This is a genomic window from Lentzea albidocapillata subsp. violacea (genome assembly GCF_900100275.1).
Lineage (GTDB): Bacteria > Actinomycetota > Actinomycetes > Mycobacteriales > Pseudonocardiaceae > Lentzea > Lentzea violacea.
On record NZ_FNET01000008.1, the window covers coordinates 186,124 to 206,536 of the forward strand.

Annotated in this window: 18 protein-coding genes and 1 riboswitch; of the genes, 5 read left to right on the forward strand and 13 right to left on the reverse strand. The window is 68.4% G+C overall.

The annotated features are described in order from the left end of the window. Positions 1–37: 37 nt before the first annotated feature. The 8 genes from BLR21_RS19820 to metG form a co-directional block, all read right to left on the reverse strand. A complete protein-coding gene (locus tag BLR21_RS19820) occupies positions 38–1,000 on the reverse strand; it encodes a 4-(cytidine 5'-diphospho)-2-C-methyl-D-erythritol kinase (protein WP_090007450.1) in 963 nt (320 codons plus the stop codon). Positions 1,001–1,057: 57 nt separating this feature from the next. Further along, positions 1,058–1,855 carry a MetQ/NlpA family ABC transporter substrate-binding protein gene (locus BLR21_RS19825; protein WP_090007308.1) on the reverse strand — a complete coding sequence of 266 codons (798 nt, stop codon included), beginning with the start codon at positions 1,853–1,855 and terminating at the stop codon, positions 1,058–1,060. A gap of 28 nt (positions 1,856–1,883) precedes the next feature. Beyond that, entirely contained in the window at positions 1,884–2,567 is a 684-nt protein-coding gene (locus BLR21_RS19830; protein WP_030482101.1) for a methionine ABC transporter permease, read from the reverse strand. Then, positions 2,564–3,562, reverse strand: coding sequence for a methionine ABC transporter ATP-binding protein (locus tag BLR21_RS19835; protein ID WP_030482102.1), 999 nt, complete (start codon positions 3,560–3,562; stop codon positions 2,564–2,566). The genes BLR21_RS19830 and BLR21_RS19835 overlap by 4 nt, the downstream gene beginning before the upstream one ends. 221 nt (positions 3,563–3,783) lie before the next feature. Then, a riboswitch (SAM riboswitch) is annotated at positions 3,784–3,877 on the reverse strand. An 88-nt stretch (positions 3,878–3,965) separates the two neighbouring features. Further along, positions 3,966–4,796: a 16S rRNA (adenine(1518)-N(6)/adenine(1519)-N(6))-dimethyltransferase RsmA gene (rsmA, locus tag BLR21_RS19840; RefSeq protein ID WP_090007451.1), complete on the reverse strand. Its 831-nt coding sequence runs from the start codon at positions 4,794–4,796 to the stop codon at positions 3,966–3,968. A gap of 891 nt (positions 4,797–5,687) precedes the next feature. Next, positions 5,688–7,097, reverse strand: a complete 1,410-nt coding sequence (locus BLR21_RS44420) for a resuscitation-promoting factor (RefSeq protein ID WP_090007309.1) — start codon at positions 7,095–7,097, stop codon at positions 5,688–5,690. 302 nt (positions 7,098–7,399) lie between these two features. Beyond that, the gene (locus BLR21_RS19850; RefSeq protein WP_090007452.1) at positions 7,400–8,194 is read right to left on the reverse strand and encodes a TatD family hydrolase; all 795 of its coding nucleotides are present in this window, start codon (positions 8,192–8,194) and stop codon (positions 7,400–7,402) included. A gap of 26 nt (positions 8,195–8,220) precedes the next feature. Next, the gene (gene metG / locus BLR21_RS19855) at positions 8,221–10,014 is read right to left on the reverse strand and encodes a methionine--tRNA ligase (RefSeq protein ID WP_090007310.1); all 1,794 of its coding nucleotides are present in this window, start codon (positions 10,012–10,014) and stop codon (positions 8,221–8,223) included. 54 nt (positions 10,015–10,068) lie between these two features. On the opposite strand from metG, the gene BLR21_RS19860 reads away from it, so the two are divergent. From BLR21_RS19860 to BLR21_RS19870, 3 genes are read left to right on the forward strand one after another with little or no spacing between them, the layout of a single operon-like run. Then, a complete protein-coding gene (locus BLR21_RS19860) occupies positions 10,069–10,623 on the forward strand; it encodes a PadR family transcriptional regulator (RefSeq protein WP_090007311.1) in 555 nt (184 codons plus the stop codon). A gap of 58 nt (positions 10,624–10,681) precedes the next feature. Beyond that, positions 10,682–11,614 carry an ATP-binding cassette domain-containing protein gene (locus BLR21_RS19865; RefSeq protein ID WP_090007312.1) on the forward strand — a complete coding sequence of 311 codons (933 nt, stop codon included), beginning with the start codon at positions 10,682–10,684 and terminating at the stop codon, positions 11,612–11,614. Next, positions 11,604–12,317, forward strand: a complete 714-nt coding sequence (locus BLR21_RS19870; protein WP_090007313.1) for an ABC transporter permease — start codon at positions 11,604–11,606, stop codon at positions 12,315–12,317. Before BLR21_RS19865 ends, BLR21_RS19870 begins: the two co-directional genes overlap by 11 nt. Here BLR21_RS19870 and rsmI read toward each other — a convergent pair. Beyond that, entirely contained in the window at positions 12,309–13,154 is an 846-nt protein-coding gene (gene rsmI, locus BLR21_RS19875; protein ID WP_090007314.1) for a 16S rRNA (cytidine(1402)-2'-O)-methyltransferase, read from the reverse strand. The genes BLR21_RS19870 and rsmI overlap by 9 nt on opposite strands. A 24-nt stretch (positions 13,155–13,178) precedes the next feature. Here rsmI and BLR21_RS19880 point away from each other — a divergent pair, with 24 nt between their 5' ends. Beyond that, positions 13,179–14,717 (forward strand): dolichyl-phosphate-mannose--protein mannosyltransferase, encoded by a 1,539-nt coding sequence (locus tag BLR21_RS19880; RefSeq protein ID WP_256334800.1) that lies wholly within the window; start codon positions 13,179–13,181, stop codon positions 14,715–14,717. On the opposite strand, the gene BLR21_RS19885 is transcribed toward BLR21_RS19880, so the two are convergent. Beyond that, positions 14,704–15,363, reverse strand: a complete 660-nt coding sequence (locus BLR21_RS19885; protein WP_090007316.1) for a hypothetical protein — start codon at positions 15,361–15,363, stop codon at positions 14,704–14,706. The genes BLR21_RS19880 and BLR21_RS19885 overlap by 14 nt on opposite strands. After that, positions 15,353–15,874, reverse strand: a complete 522-nt coding sequence (locus tag BLR21_RS19890; protein ID WP_218130910.1) for an RNA polymerase sigma factor — start codon at positions 15,872–15,874, stop codon at positions 15,353–15,355. The genes BLR21_RS19885 and BLR21_RS19890 overlap by 11 nt, the downstream gene beginning before the upstream one ends. Before the next feature lie 64 nt (positions 15,875–15,938). On the opposite strand from BLR21_RS19890, the gene BLR21_RS19895 reads away from it, so the two are divergent. Further along, positions 15,939–16,541: a hypothetical protein gene (locus tag BLR21_RS19895; protein ID WP_090007318.1), complete on the forward strand. Its 603-nt coding sequence runs from the start codon at positions 15,939–15,941 to the stop codon at positions 16,539–16,541. Between the two features lie 141 nt (positions 16,542–16,682). Here the strand turns inward: BLR21_RS19895 and BLR21_RS19900 are convergent, their stop codons facing one another. Both BLR21_RS19900 and BLR21_RS19905 read right to left on the reverse strand, forming a co-directional pair. Further along, the gene (locus tag BLR21_RS19900; RefSeq protein WP_218130911.1) at positions 16,683–18,002 is read right to left on the reverse strand and encodes a hypothetical protein; all 1,320 of its coding nucleotides are present in this window, start codon (positions 18,000–18,002) and stop codon (positions 16,683–16,685) included. A 205-nt stretch (positions 18,003–18,207) separates the two neighbouring features. Next, entirely contained in the window at positions 18,208–20,184 is a 1,977-nt protein-coding gene (locus tag BLR21_RS19905) for a serine/threonine-protein kinase (protein ID WP_256334801.1), read from the reverse strand. Positions 20,185–20,413 lie beyond the last annotated feature (229 nt).

Sequence of the window (20,413 nt, forward strand, 5' to 3'; positions counted from 1 at the left end):
CCCGATGCAGGCTACCCAGCGGGACCGAAGCCCTCGGTCACGCGTGTACCTCGGGCGGCGTCGGCTTGGGCTCTTCAGTCGCGATCACCCGCGCTCCGGGCACCGGTCCGTGCGCCACGCGCACCGTCCGGCACACGCCCGCACCGGCAAGCTCCGCGGCCACGCGGACCGCCGCGTCGCCGTCCTCGCACAGGAACGCCGTCGTGGGGCCGGAACCGGACACGATGCCGGCCAGCGCGCCCGCGTCGACACCCGCGCGGAGCGTCCGGCGCAGGTTCGGGCGCAGCGAGACCGCGGCGGCCTGCAGGTCGTTGCCCAGCAGCAGGGCGAGTTGCCTCGGGTCACCGGAGGACAGACCCTCCAGCACCGCCTCGACCGCGCCGACGCGCGGCGGGTCTCCGTCCGCGCGCAGGCGGTCCAGCTCGTCGAAGACGTCCGGAGTGGACAGTCCGCGGCGGTCGAACGCCAGCACCCAGTGGAACTGGTGGCGGCCCAGCACGGGCACGATCCGCTCGCCGCGGCCGGTGCCCAGGGCGGTGCTGCCGTAGAGGGCGAAGGGGACGTCCGCGCCGAGCTTCCCGGCCAGCGCGGCCAGTTCGTCGCGGCTGATGTCCAGGCGCCACAAGGACGACAGGCCGACCAGCGCCGCCGCCGCGTCCGCGCTGCCGCCCGCCATGCCGCCCGCGACGGGGATGGCCTTGCGGATGACGACGCGGACCTTGGGGTCGTCCGCGTCCTTGCCGACGTGCGTGGCGAGCAGCTGGACCGCACGCCAGGCGAGGTTCGAGGCTCCGGTGGGCACCTGGTCGGCGCCCTCGCCGTGGACCTCGACGCCTGGCTCGTCGGCGACCGCGACCGTGACCTCGTCGACCAGCGACAGCGCCTGGAAGATCGTCACCAGGTCGTGGTAACCGTCCGGGCGCACGTCACCTACGGCCAGGTGCAGGTTGACCTTGGCCGGGACGCGAACTGTGACCGGGGGAGGAACGACTGCGAGCACCATGTCAGCGTACGGGCGTTCTGGGGTCCCGGACTCCTCCCCCGGTCACTGTCGCGGTCAGACCGGGATGACCGAGCCGTTGAAGTTCTGCTTGATGTAGTCCTTGACCTGCTGCGATCCGAGCAGTTCCGCCAGGTCGCGGACGCGCTTGTCGTCCTTGAGCTCGGTGCGGGTGACCAGGCCGTTCGCGTTGGGGTTGCCCTCGGCCTTCTCCAGCGCGAGCGAGTCGGTGGCCGGCTTGAGGCCCGCGTCGATGGCGTAGTTGCCGTTGATCACGGACGCGTCGGTGTCCTCCAGCGACCTGGGCAGCTGGGCGGCCTCCAGGGGCACGAACTGCAGGTTCCTGGGGTTCTCCGCGAGGTCGCGCACGGTCGGCTGGTCGACGGCCTCGAGCTTGATCAGGCCGCCTGCCTCCAGCAGCTTCAGGCCGCGCGCCTCGTTGGTGGCGTCGTTGGCCACCGCGATCTTGGCCCCGTTCGGGAGCTCGTCGAGCTTCTTGACCTTCTTCGAGTACAGACCGAGCGGCTCGACGTGGACCGGCTGCACCCACTCGACCTTGGCGCCGCTCTCGTTGGTGAACGTCTCCAGGTACGGGACGGTCTGGAAGTAGTTGGCGTCGAGCGACCCGTCGACCAGCGCCGTGTTCGGCTGCACGTAGTCGGTGAACTCGACGACCTCGATCTTCAGACCCTTCGACGCGGCGAGGTTGTCGGCCACGTACTTGAGGATCTGGGCGTGCGGGACCGGCGAGACGCCGACCTTCAGCGTGTCGGACGCGCTGCCACCAGACGAGCAAGCGGACAGAGCGGTCAAACCGGTCAAAGCAACTGCGATCAGGGCAGCACGAATACGCATGACGTTCCTTTTGAGAAATTGCTACGGGTCAGACGGAGGCGTGCCGGCGCCGGTCGGCGGCAGCGGCGGCACGGGTGAAACCGAGCTGGATCACGGTGGTGAGCACGGCGAGCCACGCCACGGTGCTCCACAGGATCCGGTCGTTGAAGCGCTGGTAGCCCTCGCGGATGGCCAGGTCACCGAGGCCACCGCCACCGATCACGCCCGCCATCGCCGAGTACCCGATCAGGGCGATCACGGTGACGCCGATGGCGTTGATCAGCGCGGGCAGCGACTCGCGGATGAGCACGCTGCGCACGATCTTCAACGTCGAGGCGCCGGTCGTGATCGCGGCCTCGACCACGGTCACGTGCACCTCGGACAGGATGTTCTGCACGAGCCGCCCCACGAACGGGATCGCTCCCACGGCCAGCGGCACGATGACCGCCGTGCTGCCGATGGAGCCGCCGACGACGAGGCGGGTGACCGACGTGAGCGCGACGAGCAGCACGATGAACGGCATCGAGCGGCCCAGGTCGGTGACGAAGCCGAGGACCCTGTGCACCGCGGCGTTCGGCCGCAACCCACCCTTGGCGGTGAGCTGCAGCCAGACACCTACGGGAACTCCGAAAACTGTGGCGATGACGGTCGAGACGCCGACCATGTAGAGCGTCTCGCCGGTGGCCTCGACGAGGAAGCTGACGACGTCGGACCAGGGTGTTGCAGACCTCACGCAGCTACTCCCTGGGGGCCCTTCAAGGACCTCTGCACGGAGCCGCCGGCCTCACCGATCCACTCCAGAGCGGAGTCCGAGCGCTCGCCGTTCAGGCCGAGCCGGAACCGCGCGACCGGCGTCTCGCCCAGCCGCGTGAGGCCGCCACCGACGATGTTCAGCTCGACGCCGAACCGGTGCGAGGCCTCGGGCAGCAGCGCGCCGACCGCGGCGAACCCGACGAGCACGACGTCCGCGACGCGGTCGTAGCTGCTCTCGTTGATGGGGTTGAGGTCGACCGCGGGCAGCAACGCACTGCTCGTGCGGCTCGCGACGTCGTTGACCAGGTCGAGCACCTTGCCGTGCTCGACGACACGACCCTGCTCCAGCACTGCGACGTCATCGCAGATCTTCCGGACCACGCCCATGTCGTGCGTGACGACGAGCACGGTCACACCCAGCTCAGCGCGCGCACGGTCGAGCACGGCCAGCACGGAACCGGTGGTCTCCGGGTCCAGGGCGGACGTGGGTTCGTCGGCGAGGAGAACGCTGGGGTTGGCGGCGAGGGCGCGCGCCACGGCGATGCGCTGACGCTGCCCGCCGGACAGCTGGTCGGGGTACGAGGCGGCCTTGTCGGTGAGCCCGACGAGGTCCAGCAGCTCGCCGACCCTCGTCCGACGCTGCGGCCCCGGGATGCCCGCGGACTCCAGCGGCAGTGCGATGTTGCCGGCCGCCGTCCGCTGACGGAGAAGCGAATCCCCTTGCGGCACAACGCCGATCTGCCGGCGAGCGGCCCTGAGGGCCGACCCGTCGAGGCTGGTGATGTCAGTGCCGTCGACGCGGATCGCACCCGAGTCGGGCCGCTCCAGCAACGCGACGCAACGAGCGAGCGTCGACTTGCCGGCGCCGCTCGGGCCGACCACGCCCAGCACGGTGCCGGACTCGACGTCGAGGGTCACGCCGTTGAGGGCACTGACGCCCTGGAAGGACTTGGTGAGGTTTTCGACAGTGATCACGTCTGCTCCACGGCTGCGCGCGACGGCACACATTCCGTTCGTGACGGACGTGCGCGGTCGAAGGTTCTGCTCAGGTGTGTGCGCCACTCGATGACTGAGTGCGCGTCAGAGGACTTTGAGAAGGCGCCTTAGACGAGGTGGCGACGACATGCAGAAGACGAGCGACGGCACTGGTCGATGACTCGACGGCGCGTCAGCATTCGCACGGTACCCATGGTGCTCCTCCATCGGTCCTGGCGTTAGCACCTGCCCGCATCCAGCGGGTGGTTGCTGCGACGTCGTAGAGCCAGGTCTCTCAGTCGCTCCGGATGGCAAGTAGCAGTCAACCGGACGGACGTTCGGTTGCGCAAGCCAAAACCGGATTCGTTCGACAGATCACACTGTTGGCCGATGGATCCCCGGCCTAGACCTCGGCGATCCGGATGAAGTCGATCACGCTCAGCTGCTCGCCCCTGACCTGGGGATCGATGCCCGCTTTCGCGAGCAGCTCGTCGATGTTCCCGGGGTTGCCAGCCCAGCCCCTGAGCGCGGCCCGCATCGTCTTGCGGCGCTGGGCGAACGCGGCGTCGACGATCTGGAAGAGCTTCTTCCGATCCACTGTGGACAACGGCTTCTCGTGCCGCTGGAACGAAACGAGCCCCGAGTCGACGTTGGGCGCGGGCCAGAACACGTTCTTGCCGACCGCGCCGGCCTTCTTCGCCTCGGCGTACCAGGCGAGCTTCACACTGGGCACGCCGTAGATCTTGTTGCCGGGCTTGGCCGCCATGCGGTCGGCCACCTCCGCCTGCACCATCACCAGACCCTTTTGCAGGCTGGGGAGCTCGGCCAAGAGGTGCAGCACGACCGGGACCGCGATGTTGTAGGGCAGGTTCGCGACGATCGCGGTGGGTTGCGCCGGCAGGTCTTCTTGGGTGACTTTCATGGCGTCCTTGAGGACGACGTGGAGCTTGCCTGCGTTCTCCGGGTCCATCTCTTGGACCGTTTGCGGGAGGCGGTGGGCCAGGGGCGGGTCGATTTCGACTGCGACGACCTTTTTGGCGCTGGGGAGCAGGGCGAGGGTCAGGGAGCCCAGGCCTGGGCCTACCTCCAGGACTATGTCGTCTTGGGTCAGGCCTGCTGCGGTGACGATCTTGCGGACGGTGTTCGGGTCGTGCACGAAGTTCTGGCCCAGCTTCTTGGTCGGGCGGATGTCCAGCTCTGCGGCTAGACGGCGGACTTCGGCAGGTCCCAGCAGGCTCACTTGGGCATTCTCTCAGGCTTGGTGGTGGAGGGGTGGGCTGGGACCTTGCTGGTGGGCGCTGGTGGATGTCTGGGCGCCTGGCGGGTCGGCTTGCGGGGGCGGGCGGGTGTCGCCCTGCGGGGCGGGCGGGTTGGGACCGTGCGGGTCGTCTTGCGGGGACGGACGGGTGGGCATCGCGCGGGTCGGCTTGTGTGGGCATGTCACGTTCCAGCGGGGTGGTCACCTGCCCTGGGAGTGGTCGCCTTGCGTGGGTGGTCCCTCGGGCAGTACCGGGCCGGTGCCGGTCATCGCCGCTGCGCGTCGATAGCGATTGGGGCTTGACCTTGAGCCTCTGGCGGGATGCTTGACGGCCGGAAAAGGCCGGGCTGAAAAGCGCCCGGCCGTGCCCATGAGGGGAGCATCCCGCCCACTCAAGGTCAAGCCCCAATCGCCGGGGTTGGTTGCGTCATCACCGCTTCACCAGCAAGGAGAGGTTCACACGCCTCGGCTCCGCCATCGCCGTGGGCGGCAGGGCGGCTCGGCTCCGCCGTTGCCCGTTGTGTGCGGAGGGACGCCTCGGCTCCGCCATTGCGTTGCGCGGCAGGGTGGCTCGGCTCCGCCGTTGCCCTTCGCGCGCGGAGGGACGCCTCGGCTTCGCCGTTGCGTTGGGCGGCAGGGTGGCTCGGCTCCGCCATCGCCCTGCGCGAGTCTGCGAGCCGCATCCGCCTGCCGCATCTCGCCCGCCGCTTGCCCGCCCCCTCTGCCACACCTTGCCCGCTACTCGCTCTACTCCGCCGCGCGCCCGATACCCGCTCTGCCCCGCCTGATCTCGCCGTGTGCCCAGCAACGACTAAGGCCGCCCGTGGCGAACCAGGGCGGCCTCAGTCAGGGGGATGGAGAGAGCGTTTACGGCAGGCCGAGCTTTGCGCGGCAGCCCGGCCATGCGCCGTACGTGCCGCCTGCGCGGTCGCGCAGCTTGGTCGCGGTGGCGATCTGCTGTTCGCGGGTCGCCTGGTGCGGCAGCTGCGCGTAGGCGGTGCCGCCGTTCGCGGCCCAGGTGCTGGCCGAGAACTGGAGGCCGCCGTAGTAGCCGTTGCCGGTGTTGATGGCCCAGTTGCCGCCCGCTTCGCACTTGGCGAGGCGGTCCCAGACTTCGCCGTCCGGGATCGGCTTGGTGCCTACGGTGATCTTCTTGGGCTTCGGCTCCTTGGTGATCTTGCCGCCGATCTTCTCGCGGCTGATCTCCTTGCCGTTCTTCACCGTCACGCGGTAGGTGCTGGTCTGCTCGCCCGGCGTGCCGGGGTCGGTGACGGTCTGCTGGCCGCTGGCCATGTTCGGGTCGTTGGTCTTCTCGACCGGCGGGGCTACCGGCTCGTTCACGTTGATGACCGTGACGCCGGTGCGGGAGATGTAGACCTCGGCGCCCGTGGCCAGCTTGACGTCCGTGCCCGAGGCGACGGCGTCTTCCGGGCCGAGGGAGAGGTTCTCGCTCTTGAGCAGTTCGTCGACGGTCAGTGCGGTCGTCTGGACCTCGCGGACCGGGTTCGCGCCGTCGAACAGCTTGATGTTCTTGCGGGTCTTGACCTCGACGCTCATGCCTTCCAGCGGCACGTCGTGCGTGCCGGGGGCGGACATCCAGGCGCCTTCGAGCGGCACGCCGAGTTGCTTGGCGGCCTCCTCGACGGTGACGGAGCGGACCCAGTCCTCGCGGGCCTGGCCGTCGATGCTCATCTTGAGCAGCCGGCCGCGGTCGAGGCTGATCTTGCCGCCGTCGGAGATCGGGGCGTTCAGCGACGGGGACAGGGCGTCGTGCTCACCGACGACGATGCCTTCCTCCGCCAGGACCTCGCCGACCGTGCCCTCGTAGGAGTGGACGGTCTGCATCGCGCCGTCGACCTCGACGGTCAGCGACTTGTCCATCGCCATGGCGGTCACGCCGCCGCCGGAGATGGACACGAGGACCGCCGCGACGGTGCCCTTGAGGAAGCGGCGCTTCCACGTCGAGGCTGCCTTGACGAGGACCTGCGGGTCGTTGAGCTCCTCTTCCTCCGACGGGAGGACGAGGGGCGGCATGATCGTCGTCTCGGCGTTGATGAGACGGATCAGCTCGTCCACGTCGACGTTGGCCGAGGCGAGCAGGTCGTCGGCGTCCGGGCCGAGCACCTCGAGCACGTCCGCGGGCGTGATGGTCAGCGCACCGGCGGGGAAGCTCGGGTGGGGATCAACGACGCCGACGGCCGTGCCGCCGACCGGCGTGAACCAGTCGGTGTCGTCGTTGAAGTCGTACGGAGCAGCAGCTCTGTCGCTACCAGACAAGGGTCGATACCTCCATTGCGGAAGCTGTGAGGCCACCGCACAGTTGGCGTTGACAAGATCATTCGAGTTGGAGCTCGAAGGTTCCCGGCAACTCCTCCTACGTGGTCTCGCTTCTTCGCGCTTCTGGCTTCGGTCCCGCCCCGACTGCGGGCGTGCTCCGAACCGACAAGGTCGGCTCAGGTGGCACGGTCACGGGACAGTAACGGGGTCACCGACGTTGCGCAAACACCCCCGCCGATGTTGTGACCTCAGTCACCCCATGGAGGTAGGAACCCTGTACTCCGTTCGCTCTAAGTCGCATTTCAGTGCTCAAGCCCGAACACTCGTTGAGCAGTACGGGTGACGGCGACGCAGAGTTCAGAAAGATCTTCGCCACGCAGCGTAGCGAGATCGCGGACTGTGTAATTCACACAATAAGGTTCATTTGGACGTCCACGATAGGGATGGGGCGTCAGGAACGGCGCGTCCGTCTCGACCAGGAGCTGATCCTGCGGGACCAGCGCGGCCGCTTCCCGCAGCGCACGGGCGTTCCTGAACGTCACCGGGCCCGCGAACGACAGCACGTACCCCGCGTCGACGCACCGCCGGGCGAAGTCCGCGTCGCCGGAGAAGCAGTGGAACACCACAGTGGACGGTGCGCCCTCGGAGTCGAGGATCTTGAGGATGTCCTCGTGCGCGTCCCTGTCGTGGATCATCAACGGCTTCCCGACGCGCTTGGAAAGGTCGATGTGCCAACGGAAGGCCTCGTGCTGCGCGGCCGGCGGCGAGTAGTCCCAGTAGTAGTCCAGACCGGTCTCGCCGATCGCGACCACGCGGGGCAGCACGGCCAGCCGCTCCAGTTCGGCCTTCTCCTCGTCACCGAACGAAGAGGTGCGCGTCGGGTGCACGGCGACCGCCGCGTAGACCCGCGAGTCCCAAGTGGACGCCTCGGCGGCCCACTGCGCGGCCTTCAGATCGTCCGCCACGGTGATCACGTGCGAGACGCCGGCGGCCTCTGCCCGATCGAGCAGGACGGCCACGTCCGCGGCATCGGAGGCACCACACGCGTCGAGGTGTGTGTGGGCGTCGATCACCGGTGCCGGAAGAGCTTCCGGCACCGGTGGTCGTTCACGCTTGTCCGCCACTACTCGGTGACGATCGGGGCCCACTCGGGCCCGGTCTCGCCCAGCGTCACGTCGAGCTTCGAGAACAGCGGCGACGGCTTCTGCAACGGCCGGCCGACCTCGAGCGGCATGGACTCCCACTTGGCCTGCTCACCGGCGTAGTCACCGGTCAGCACCGGGTACGAGCGCTCGGGGATGTCCAGGTCGGTGACCTCGGTCATCTCCGGCTGCGCGGCCCACACGCCCGTGCCACCCAACGCCTCATGCACCTTCTGCGCCGAGTGCGGCAGGAACGGCGTCATGAGCGTGTTCGCGTCCTGCACGACCTGCAGTGCCGTGTGCAGCACCGAGTCGCGGCGGTCCAGATCGTCCTTGAGCTTCCACGGCTCCTGGTCGGACAGGTACTTGTTCGCCAGCGAGATCACGCGCATGGCCTCGCCGGAGGCCTGCTTGAACCGCGAGCGGCGCAGGTGCGCGCCCACCGTGTCGAACGCCGCCTTGGACTGCGCGAGCAGTTCGTGGTCGGCGGGGGTCAGCGCCGTGGCCTTCGGGATCGCGCCGACGTTCTTGTGCGCCATGGAGATCGAGCGGTTCACGAGGTTGCCCCACTCGTTCGCCAGCTCGAAGTTCGTCCGGCGGACGAACTCCTCCCAGGTGAAGTCGGTGTCCTGGTTCTCGGGGCCCGCGACGGAGATGAAGTACCGCAGCGCGTCCGGCCCGAACTCCTTGAGGAAGTCGCCGACGTAGATCACGGTGCCGCGCGAGGTCGAGAACTTCGAGCCGCTCATCGTCAGGTACTCCGACGACACGACCTCGGTCGGCAGGTTCAGCGTGCCGAACCGGCCGGGCTCGCCGCCCTTGTCGCCCGCGCCGTTCTGCCCGAGCAGCAGCGACGGCCAGATGAGCGAGTGGAAGACGATGTTGTCCTTGCCCATGAAGTAGTAGCTCTGGGCGTCGCCCGTCCAGAACTCCTTCCAGGCGTCGGGGTTCCCGGTGCGCCGCGCCCACTCGACGGAGGCGCTCAGGTACCCGATCACGGCGTCGAACCACACGTAGAACCGCTTCATCGGCTGGTCGCTCCACCCGTCGAGCGGGATCGGCACACCCCAGTCGAGGTCGCGGGTGATGGCGCGCGGCCGCAGGTCCTTGATCAGGTTCTGCGAGAACTTGAGCACGTTCGGACGCCAGTCCGACCGCGTGCCCATCCAGCTGCCCAGCGAGTCGATGAACGCGGACAGGTCGAGGAACAGGTGCTCGGTCTCGACGAACTTCGGCGTCTCGCCGTTGATCTTCGAACGCGGGTTGATCAGCTCCGACGGGTCGAGCTGGTTGCCGCAGTTGTCGCACTGGTCGCCGCGCGCGCCCTCGTAACCGCAGATCGGGCAGGTGCCCTCGATGTAGCGGTCGGGAAGGGTGCGGCCGGTCGACGGGCTGATGGCGCCCATCTCGGTCTTGGGGACGACGTAGCCGTTCTTCCACAGCGCGGCGAACAGGTCCTGCACCACCTGGTAGTGGTTGCCGGTGGTGGTGCGGGTGAAGAGGTCGTAGGACAGGCCGAGGCCCTGCAGGTCGGACGCGATCACACGGTTGTACTTGTCGGCGAGCTCACGAGCCGTGAGCCCTTCCTTCTCGGCCTGCACCTGGATGGGTGTGCCGTGCTCGTCCGTGCCGCTGACCATGAGCACCCGGTGTCCGGACATTCGCATGTAGCGGGAGAAGACGTCGGACGGGACACCGAAACCGGAGACGTGACCGATGTGCCTGGGGCCATTGGCGTAAGGCCAGGCCACCGCGGTCAGTACGGAGGCACTCATGGCAATAGCCTACGGAGGCGGTGCCAGGGGGTTTTCACCGAGTGGGAGGTCTGTTTGTCCGCGACCAGAATGCTGGTGCTCGGCGTGGTGAAGCTCGTCGGCGAGGCACACGGTTACGTGGTGCGCCGCGAGCTGAAGTCGTGGTCGGCGGACAGCTGGGCGAACGTGCAGCCGGGTTCGATCTACCACGCGCTGAAGTCGCTGACCAAGGACGGCCTGCTGGAGCCGGTCGGCACCGAGGAGTCCGGCGAGGGCCCCGCCCGCACCACCTACCGGATCACCGCGGCCGGCGAGCAGGAGCTGGACGACCTGCTGGGCCGCGCGCTGGCCACCGCGGACGCCGGCTACGACGAGGTCTCCGCGAGCGTGGCGATGCTCAACCTCATCCCCCGCAAACGGGCGATCGTGCTGCTGAAGAACCGGCTGGCCGACCTCGAAGGGCGACTCACCCCGACTCGGCACGGCGTCGGGTCGATGCCGGACATGGGCAAGCCCGCGCACGTCAGCGAGCTGTTTCGACTCTGGCTCGTCCATCTCGAAGGCCAGGTGCGCTGGACTCAGGAGCTGATCGAACGCCTAGAGGCCGGTGCGTACGAGCTGACGGACTAGTCAAACTTGATTAGTTCTCGCTAGCCTCTAGTCAAAGTTGACTAGAGGGGACTCCGTCATGATCAAGGCACGCGGCCTCGCGCGCCGATTCACCACGAAGACCGGTCCGGTGGACGCGGTCAGAGGGGTGGACATCGACGTCGCCGAGGGTGAACTCGTCGGGTTCCTCGGCCCGAACGGCGCAGGCAAGTCCACGACGTTGCGCATGCTCACCACGCTGCTGCAACCGACCGCCGGCGAGGCGACGATCGGCGGGCACGACCTGCTGACCGACCCGGCCGGGGTGCGGCGCAACATCGGCTACGTGGGCCAGAAGAACGGCTCGGGCCTGGACCAGCGCGTCGCCGACGAACTGGAGTTCCAGGCCCGCTTCTACGGCCTGTCCCGGCACGACGCCCGTAAGAAGGTCGCCGACCTGCTCGAACGGTTCGACCTCCAGGGCCTGGAGAAGCGCGGCGTCATCACGTTGTCGGGCGGCCAGCAGCGCCGGCTCGACATCGCGATGGGCATGCTGCACGATCCGCGGCTGCTGTTCCTGGACGAGCCGTCCACGGCCCTCGACCCGCAGAGCCGCCGCAACCTGTGGGACCACATCAGGCAGCTCAAGGCCGATGGCGTCACGGTCTTCCTGACCACTCACTACCTGGACGAGGCCGACTTCCTCAGCGACCGGCTGCTGGTGATCGACCACGGCTCGATCGTCGGCGAGGGCTCACCGGACGAGCTCAAGCACCGCGTGTCCGGCGACCTCGTCGTGCTCGGCACGCCGCAGGCCTCGATCGTCGCCTCGAAGTTCGAGAACGCCGTCGTCGAGGGTGAGCAGGTCAGCTTCCGGATCCCGAACGGCGACCGCGCGTTGCCGGGGCTGCTGCGCGACCTCGACAACATCGGCGTCGAACTGCACTCGGTGCAGGTGCACCGGCCGACGCTCGACGACGTGTTCCTGACCATGACCGGTCGTTCGTTGCGGGAGGAAGCCAATGCTGCGTGACACCTGGCTCGTGTTCTGCCGTGTGATGCTGCCCGTGCTGCGCAACCCGGTCGCCGTCGTGTTCGGGATCGCCCAGCCGTTGCTCTACCTCGGGCTCTTCGGGCCGCTGCTCGGCGACACGGGCTGGCAGTGGTTCGTGCCGGGCCTGCTGGTGCAGATGGCGTTGTTCGGCACCGCGTACGCGGGCTTCTCGCTGCTGCCCGAGGTGCGCACGGGCGTGATGGAACGGCTGCGGGTCACCCCGGTCAGCCGGATCGCGCTGCTCGTCGGCAGGGTCGGCAAGGACGTGGTGCTGCTGGTCGTGCAGAGCCTGCTGATCATGCTCGCCGCGATGCTGTTCGGCTTCCGGGCCACGGCCGGGCAGATGCTGCTCGGGCTCGGACTGGTGGCGTTGCTGGGCGTCGCGATCGGGTCGGTGTCGTACGCGATCGCGCTGAAGGTGAAACTGGAGTACGTCTTCGCGTCCGTGCTGTCGGCGTCGATCGTGCCGTTGATGCTGCTCTCCGGCGTGCTGCTGCCGATGTCGAACGGCCCGCAGTGGCTCTACTGGCTGTCGCGGCTCAACCCGCTGGCGCACGTCGTCGACGCCGAGCGGTCGATCTTCAACCCCGGCACGATGCTGTACGGGCTGATCTCCGTGGCGGCGTTGGTCCTGGTCGGCGTGTTCTACGGCGTCCGCACGTTCAACAAGGAATCAGCTTGACTTGATCGCCGCGTCGTAGAGCGTCTTCTTGCTGATCCCGGCCGCCTCCGCGACCTCGGCGGCGGCCGACTTCATCCGCTCCCCGTCGGCGACGCGCTGCCTGACCTCGGCGACGAGCGTGTCGAGGTCGGGCGTGTTCGCGACGGGAGCAGGACCGAGCACCACGGTGATCTCGCCGCGTGCGCCTTCCACGGCCCACTCGGCGAGTTCGGCCAGTGAGCCGCGCACGACCTCTTCGTACTTCTTCGTCAGTTCGCGGCACACGGCGGCACGTCGGTCCGGCCCGAGCACCTCGACGGCGTCCGCGAGCGTGTCCGCGAGCCGATGGGGTGCCTCGAAGAAGACGACCGTGCGTTGTTCGGTGGTCAAAGGGGCGAACCAACGCTTGCGCTCACCAGACTTGCGCGGTGGGAAGCCGTCGAACGCGAACCTGTCGCTCGGCAGGCCGGACAGGGCGAGCGCCGTCGTCACCGCGGACGGCCCCGGCAGGCACGTGACCGTGAGGTCCTGCTCGACGCACGCGGCGACGAGCCGGTAGCCCGGATCGGAAACGGACGGCATTCCGGCGTCCGTCACGAGCAGCACGGTCGCGCCGCCGTGGAGCGATTCGAGCAGTCCCGGCAGGCGCCCGACCTCGTTCTGGTCGTAGAAGCTGATCACCCGCCCGGACGGTTTGACCTGCAACGCGGCCGCGAGGCTGTGCAGCCTTCTGGTGTCCTCGGCGGCGATCACGTCGGCCGTCCCGAGTGCCTCGATCAGGCGTGCGGAAGCGTCGCGAATATCCCCGAGAGGGGTGGCTGCCAGGACCAGACGGCCTGAACCGGATACAGGACTCACAAGCTTCACCCTACGATCGGCGGCGTGACAGTCCTCGTGCAGCCAGGAGAGGCGCCCGTCGTCGTCGAGGAGCCGCCTACGGATCGTGCGGCGGTACTAGACCCGCCTCCGTCCGGAGACCGCATGCGCGGGTGGCTCATGACGGCCGTCGTGACGCTGATCGGTGCCGTCGTGCGCTTCTGGAACGTCGGGTATCCGACGGACAAGGGCACGCCGATCTTCGACGAGAAGCATTACGTGCCGCAGACGGCGCAGGTGCTGCGCAACGGCGGCTACGAGGACAACCCGGGCTACGAGCTGATCGTCCACCCGCCGCTCGCCAAACAGCTGATGGCGATCGGCCAGGAGCTCTTCGGCTACGACGGCATCGGCTGGCGGTTCGCCTCGGCGCTCGCCGGCGCGATCACGATCCTGCTCATCGTCCGGATCGCCCGCCGCCTGACCCGGTCGGACCTGCTGGGCGCGCTGGCCGGTGTCCTGCTCATCGCCGACGGCGTCTCGCACGTCCAGTCGCGGATGGGCATGCTCGACATCTTCATCGCGCTGTTCGTCGTGGCCGCGTTCGGCTGTCTGGTCGCCGACCGCGAACAGATGCGCGCCCGACTCGCCGTGGCCGTGCGCGAGGGCTTCATCAACAACTCGGCGTTCGGGCCGTGGATGGGCTTCCGCTGGTGGCGCTTCGGTGCGGGCGTGATGCTTGGTGCGGCGTGCGGCATCAAGTGGTCCGGCGTCTGGTACATCGCCGCGTTCGGTCTGCTGACGGTCATCTGGAGCGCGCTGGCACGGCGTGCCGCGGGCGTCGAGCAGCCGTGGCTGGGCGCGCTGGTGAAGGACGTCCTGCCGTCGCTGGGCGGCCTGGTCGCGGTCCCCGTGCTGGTCTACGTCGCGACGTGGTTCCCGTGGATGGCCAGCGAGACCGGCATCGACCGGCACGTGGTCGGCGGCAAGGTCCAGGACATCGCGTACATCCCCGACGTCCTGCAGTCGCTTTGGTACAACGCGAAGAACGTCTACAAGTTCCACGTCGAGCTGGTCACCTCGGAGACCAACCGGCACCCGTGGGAGTCGAAGCCGTGGACGTGGCCGATGGGCCTGCGTCCGATGCTCTACTACTACGACAACTCCGTCACCGGCTGCGGCGCGGCGTCGTGCCTCGGCGCGATCATGCTCATCGGCACGCCCGCGATGTGGTGGCTCGCGTTCCCGGTGATCGGCTGGGCGCTGTACCGCAGCATCGGCCGCATGGACTGGCGTTACGCCGGCGTCCTGGTCGGCTACGCCGCCGGCCTGCTGCCGTGGTTCCTCAACCTCGACCGGCAGATGTACTTCTTCTACGTCACGCCGATGGCGCCGTTCCTGGTGCTGCTGATCGTGCTGGCGCTGGGCGAGATCCTGGGCCGGCGCACCGCGGGTTCGGAACGCCGTGGCACCGGGCTGCTGGTCGTGGCGCTGTACGTGGGCATCGTGGTGGCGAACTTCGTGTGGCTGTGGCCGATCCTGAACGGCAACCCGATCACACCGGAGATGTGGCAACAGCAGCTGTGGCTGCCTAGCTGGCGCTGATCTCGAGGGCTTTCTCCTTGGTCAGGTCACCTTCGAGTCTCATGGTGACCTGACCTCGTTGCCAGATCAGGGTTTGGCCTGTCTTGTTCGGTTCCTCGGCATGCCAGTGGCCGTCGCGGTCGATGTAGAAGAACACGTGCGGGTACGGGATCCAGATCTTGTCGCCGATCTGCTCGACGCCCTCCTGGTGGACGAGCTTGCCGACAGCCGAGCTGATGGTGCCGTCGAACTGGTCGAGCCTCAGGCCGCCGTAGTGCAGGCTGACGAACCGTCCTTCGTGGACGGTGATGTGGTCCGGCGTGCCGAGCTTCGCCGGCAGGTGGATCTCGAACGGCATCTTCTTCCGGGCTTCGTCGAGTGAGACGTCCTGGCTGGGCAACGGAGGGGCGACCGATCGCGGTGCCTCCGCGCGGAACTCGACGCCGGCGAACTCCAGGAGCTGCTGCACGCCCGCCCGCACCGCCGGGGACACCGCGAAGGCGATCGCCGACGCGGTGATCGCGGCCACCAGCGCCTTGAGCCAGCGGCTTCTTCTCCGGGGCGCGTTGATCCTGGTCAACACCTGCGCGGTGACGTCCGGCGGTTCCGGCACGTGGATCTGCCGGCCCAGATCGCGGAGGGCGGCCTCTGCCCGGTCATCGATCATGGGCCACCTCCTCCAGCATCGGGCGCAGCCTGGCCAGGGCGCGCGACAGCCTCGACTTCACGGTTCCCTTGGCCACGTTGAGGGTCTGCGCGGTCTCGGCCTCGCTCAGGTCCAGCAGGTACCGGCACGTGACGACCTGGCGGTCGGCCTCGTTCAGGCTCTGGACGGCCTTCAGGAGCTTGGCGCGGGAGTCGTCCACGAGCGTGCCGGGGTCGTCGTGGTCGACGGTCTCGGTGACGGCGGCGAGTCTGAGCTCCATCAGGTTGCGCCGCCGTCTGCCGCGATGCAGGTTCTTCGTCTCGTTGGCGACGATCTTGAGCAGCCACGGCTTGAAGTCGGCCTCGGGCTTGAACGTGTGGAGCTTCCGGTACGCCTTCACGAACGCCTCCTGCACCACGTCACCGGCGTCCGCACCGGCCCCGAGCAGGTACGCCGTCCGGTGCGCGAGCGCGGTGTACCGGGCGACCAGCTCGCCGTAGGCCGCCTGGTCGCCTGCGATCGCCCGTGCCACCGCTTCGTCCGTGATGCCCTCTCTACACCGGGAACCTCACGTTGGTTCCCGGTGTATTCGCGTCATGAGGATTCTCGCCTTGTTATGCGCTTTCCTGCTGATCAGCACACCAAGTGCGCTCGCGGGCGGCTGGGCGGTCACGTACGTCGACCCGGTGCCGTCGATCCAGCCCTCCGTGACCCACACGGTCGGCTACTGGGTGCTGCAGCACGGCACCCATCCGTTCTCCGGCGACCTGGGCGGAACCGGGCTGCGCTTCAAGTCCGGGGCGGACTCACGGGAGTTCGTCGGCGTCGCGCTGCGCGAACCCGCGCACTACGCCGTGACGTTCTCCCTGCCCGCCGGCTCGTACGAGGTGTTCGGCATGCAGGGCGTGTTCCCGGAGCACCCGCTGGGCACGCTGACCGTGCCGGGCACGTTGCTGGTGAAACCCGTGGACCCGCAGATGGTGCGGGGAACGGTCGACGGTCCGTCGCCGTGGCAGGAGATCGCACCGCCACTGGCGAAAACCGCGGTCTCCGCCTCGCCCGCCCCGGCTGCCGCGGTGGTGCCTTCCGAACCTTCCGGAAAGCCCTTGCCCGTGTGGATCGCAGGACTCGTCGTCGCCGGCGCGGCCGGTGTGTTCCTGCTGCTGCGCAGGAGGTTCCGGCCAAACGCCCGGAGGTGAGTGGTGAGGCGATCGGCGGAACCGCCCCACCACTCTTCGCGTGGCATCCCGTGAGATGCCGAGGCTTTCCGGGTGGACCACGGCTTAGGTCGTTGAACGGTGAACCACCGTTACCGCCGGCCCTCACGTTCACCCGTTCGCCTATGCGTCGACCGGAACCTCCTGCGGAACCGGTATCGCGACGTCGGCGGGAACCTCCTGCCCGGGCACCGCCACCGGCCCGAGCTCGGGTCCGTCCTGGGACGACGGTGCCGTCGACACCAGCGCCACCGGAACGTCCGCAGGCGGCACGAACGTCGCCTCCGACCTGATCTTCGGCGGCGTGGCGGACCACGGCTTGAGGTTCTGCACGATCTCCTCGTAGAACGACGAGACCGCGTTCAGCACCGAGTCGATGAACGAGTTGCGCCCGGTGCCGCGTTTCGAGCCCATCTGGACCGAGATCTCGACCCTGAACCCGCGGATCTCCCTCTGCGGATCGGCGATCAGCAGCGCGGGATTCGCCCGGACCGCACCCAGCAACTCCGACGCGCCGGCCCCTCTGGCGTGCGCGACGAACGCCTCCAGCCGGACCGAGTCAGGCGCGTTCTTCAGCTGCCGGAGCAGCCAGTTGATCCGGGTCGCCGGCCGTCCTTCCCTGGGACCTTCGACGTCGACACCGCAGATCACCCTGCCTGCCCGCAGATCGGCGACGACGTGCAGCGTGCCGACCGTGTCGGGAATGCGAATCCCACCGGACAGCTTCCCGTCGGCCACCAACTGCGCGAGCTGACGGGAAAGGCGGGCCTGCGGTTCGGCGAGATCCTTGCGGGACAACGCCGGGGTGACGTCCGTGCCGAGGCGCCTGCCGAGCTGCAGTCCGGCGAACCGGAGCAGAGCCTCGAACCGGAGCACCACATCGGGTGCGATCTTGTCGGTCGTCCGCAGCGTGCGAGCCTCGACCGCGTCGCGCAGCGGAACCCACGACTGGCCCATGTCCTCGAACGCCATCGCGCCCGACCGCGGATGCTCGAGGTACCTGATCAGCTCACCGAGGATCCACGCCTGGTCGGGGTCGGCCACGCCGCGGTGTTCCTTCTGCATCACGGCTTCGCAGAGCACCTCGCTCCACGACCAGTGGTGCAGCGCGACCTTCTTGAGCTTCTTGCGGTCCACCGGCGTCGGGTGCTGGCCGGGCAACGGCGAGATCTCGTTCGAGATCGTGATGACCGCGTCGAACCCGAACTCCCGCGCGACGTCGAGGTAGTTCTCCAACTGCTCCACCTGGAGCTCGTTGGACCCGGTCTTGACCTCGACCAGCGCCGTCCACGACTTCTGCCCGCGGGTGACCCGGACCAACCCGTCCGGGATGAGCTTGCGGCCGTCGAGTTCGAACGGGACCTCGATGAAGGTCTGCACAGCGGCAGCGGGTGCTCCCAGCGGCTGGGTCAACGCCCGCCCGAACTCGCGCACCGCTGACATGACAGCCAGCAATGCCGATGTCGCCCGTCGTTCTTGTTCTTCAGCACCGTTGATGCCCGAAGTCGGAATCAGGCGTGCGGAATGCCAACTCTCTTCAGCGGTCATAGTTCCCTCGCATGGCGGCTTTGCGGTCAGGAAACAACAACGCTGTCGTCGTTGAACTCTTTATGACCGTTACCCGCCTGCGAGGTGTTCACCCGTTCGCCTACATCGGCATGTGCCTCGTGGGCGGCGGCGTCGGCTTGCTGATCATCTTGGTGACCGGGCCTTCTTTGCTCATGCCCTGCTGGTCGAGGAACTGCGACAGCTGCCCGCGCACCTGGGCCAGCGACGGACGGCGCCCCGGTTCGGGATCCATCGCCGCGAGCAGGAGCCTCGCGTGCTTGCTGTTCTGCGGCAGCTTGGTGATCGGTTCGCCCTGGGCAGCGGCCATCAGCGAGGAGATCGGGTTCTCCCGGGAGCCGCGCGGCGGGTGGCCGGTCAGGGCGTAGGAGACCGTGGCGGCCAGCTGCCAGGAGTCCGACGCCGGGGACGCCGTTTCGCCGCGGGCCGTCTCCGGGGCCAGGAAGTCCGGGGTGCCGACCATCATGCCGGTGGCCGTGAGGGTGCTGTCGCCCTTGGAGCGGGCGATGCCGAAGTCGATCAGGTGCGCGGTGCCCTGGTTGTCGACGATCACGTTGGACGGCTTCACGTCGCGGTGCAGGACGCCTCGGTCGTGGGCCGCCGCCAACGCGTCGGCCATGTTCAGCCAGAGCCGGGCGGCGAGCTTGTCGTCGATCAGGCCGTTCTTCAGGACCGTCTCGGACAGCGAGGCGCCCTCGATGTACTCCATGACCAGGGCGAGGCCGTCCGGGTCCTGGACGATGTCGAAGACCCGCACGCAGTTCGGGTGGCGGACCGCGGCCAGGGCTCGCGCCTCGCGGAGCATGCGCGCCTCGGTCTCGTTGTCCGGGGCATGCGCGAGCTTCACCGCCACGGTGCGGTCGAGCTGCTCGTCCACGGCCAGCCAGACCGTGCCGAAACCGCCGGAACCGAGCTGGCGGACGCGGCGGAACCTGCCGTTGCCGGGGTTCCAGACCTTGCCCGACTTCTGCACCGGCGCGGGCGACTCGGCGTTGGCCGCGCCCGGACCGAACGGCAGCGGACCCGGCGTGTCCGCGAGCACCGCCGGGTTCGACGGCTGCGGGGGACCCGGCTGCGGCATGACCTCGGCGACGCGGGTCGGCGGGTACTGGCGCGGCGGCTGGTGCTGCGGCTGCTGCGGTTGCGTCACGGGGCGCATCGGCCGGTTCATCGGCGCCGGCTGGTACTTCGGCACCTGCGCCGGCTGGTACGGCGGCGGGTTCTGCCCCGGGTTCTGCGGCGGCGGCTGGTGCTGCGCGGCCGTGATCGGCTTGGTCGGCGTCTTCTTCTGGGGCTGACCAGCCGGAAGCTGGTTGTTCTTCTGCTGGGGCGTGCGTGCCACCGGCTGCGGTGGCGGCGAGTTCTGCGAGTTCCGGTCCTGGGACCGGTCGCGGCCGGGGCGGTTCAGCATGGCGGTAGTCAACCCGAAAATCCGCACCACGAGTGAGCCGATTATCGCAATCGGCAGAAACCCGAGGAGCACATGGCCGACGAGCGTTACGGGGAATGCCGACGTAGTCACCAGCAGTACCAGGAACATCGGCCAGAACACCCGGCGCGGCCAGTTCGGCCCGAGCCGGAACGCCGAACCGGACTGCAGCATGACGAACAGCAGGCACAGCAGCGCGAGCGCCGCGGTGATGCCCGCGGCGGCCAGGAACAGGGGCTGCTCCGTCGGACGCTGGATCACACCGATGATCGACGGCGCACCGTCGACCAGGTAGCTGCCCTGTGAGAACGTGCCGAAGCAGGTGTCCTGGTCGAGGGACTGCGATCCGGGCGTTGCCCGCTCGGACAGCCCCAGCACGGTGCCGCGCATGACGAGCCACGGCAGCACCAGGCAGCTGGCGACGCCGAGCACGGTGAAGATGGCACCGGTCACGGGTCCGTAGGAGTTGCCGACCACGCGGCGCACCGCGATGGACAGCAGCGCCCCGATCGTCGGGAACAACCCGAGCACCGCACCGAGCGCCGTGGTGGTCCATACCCAGTCACCGGGGCAGACACTCGCGCCCACGAAGCCGTGCAGCCACGTGAGCAAGGACTCAGCGAGCCCCACGACTCACACCACCCCTTCCGAGATCACCCCCAGCCTAGGCGGTCTGTCAGCCTACGGTGCGTGATTGGTTTGCGGTTGACGCCACAGCAACCCTTTCCTTGATCACTGCGTTGTACCTCCGTCCGGCACGCGTTGAGCCTGTTGGCTCTTACACGTCGCGATGGACGGCTCCGTTGACAGGAGTCGGCCGTTCTGCGCGATTCGTTATCGAGACAGCACGAACGAACAC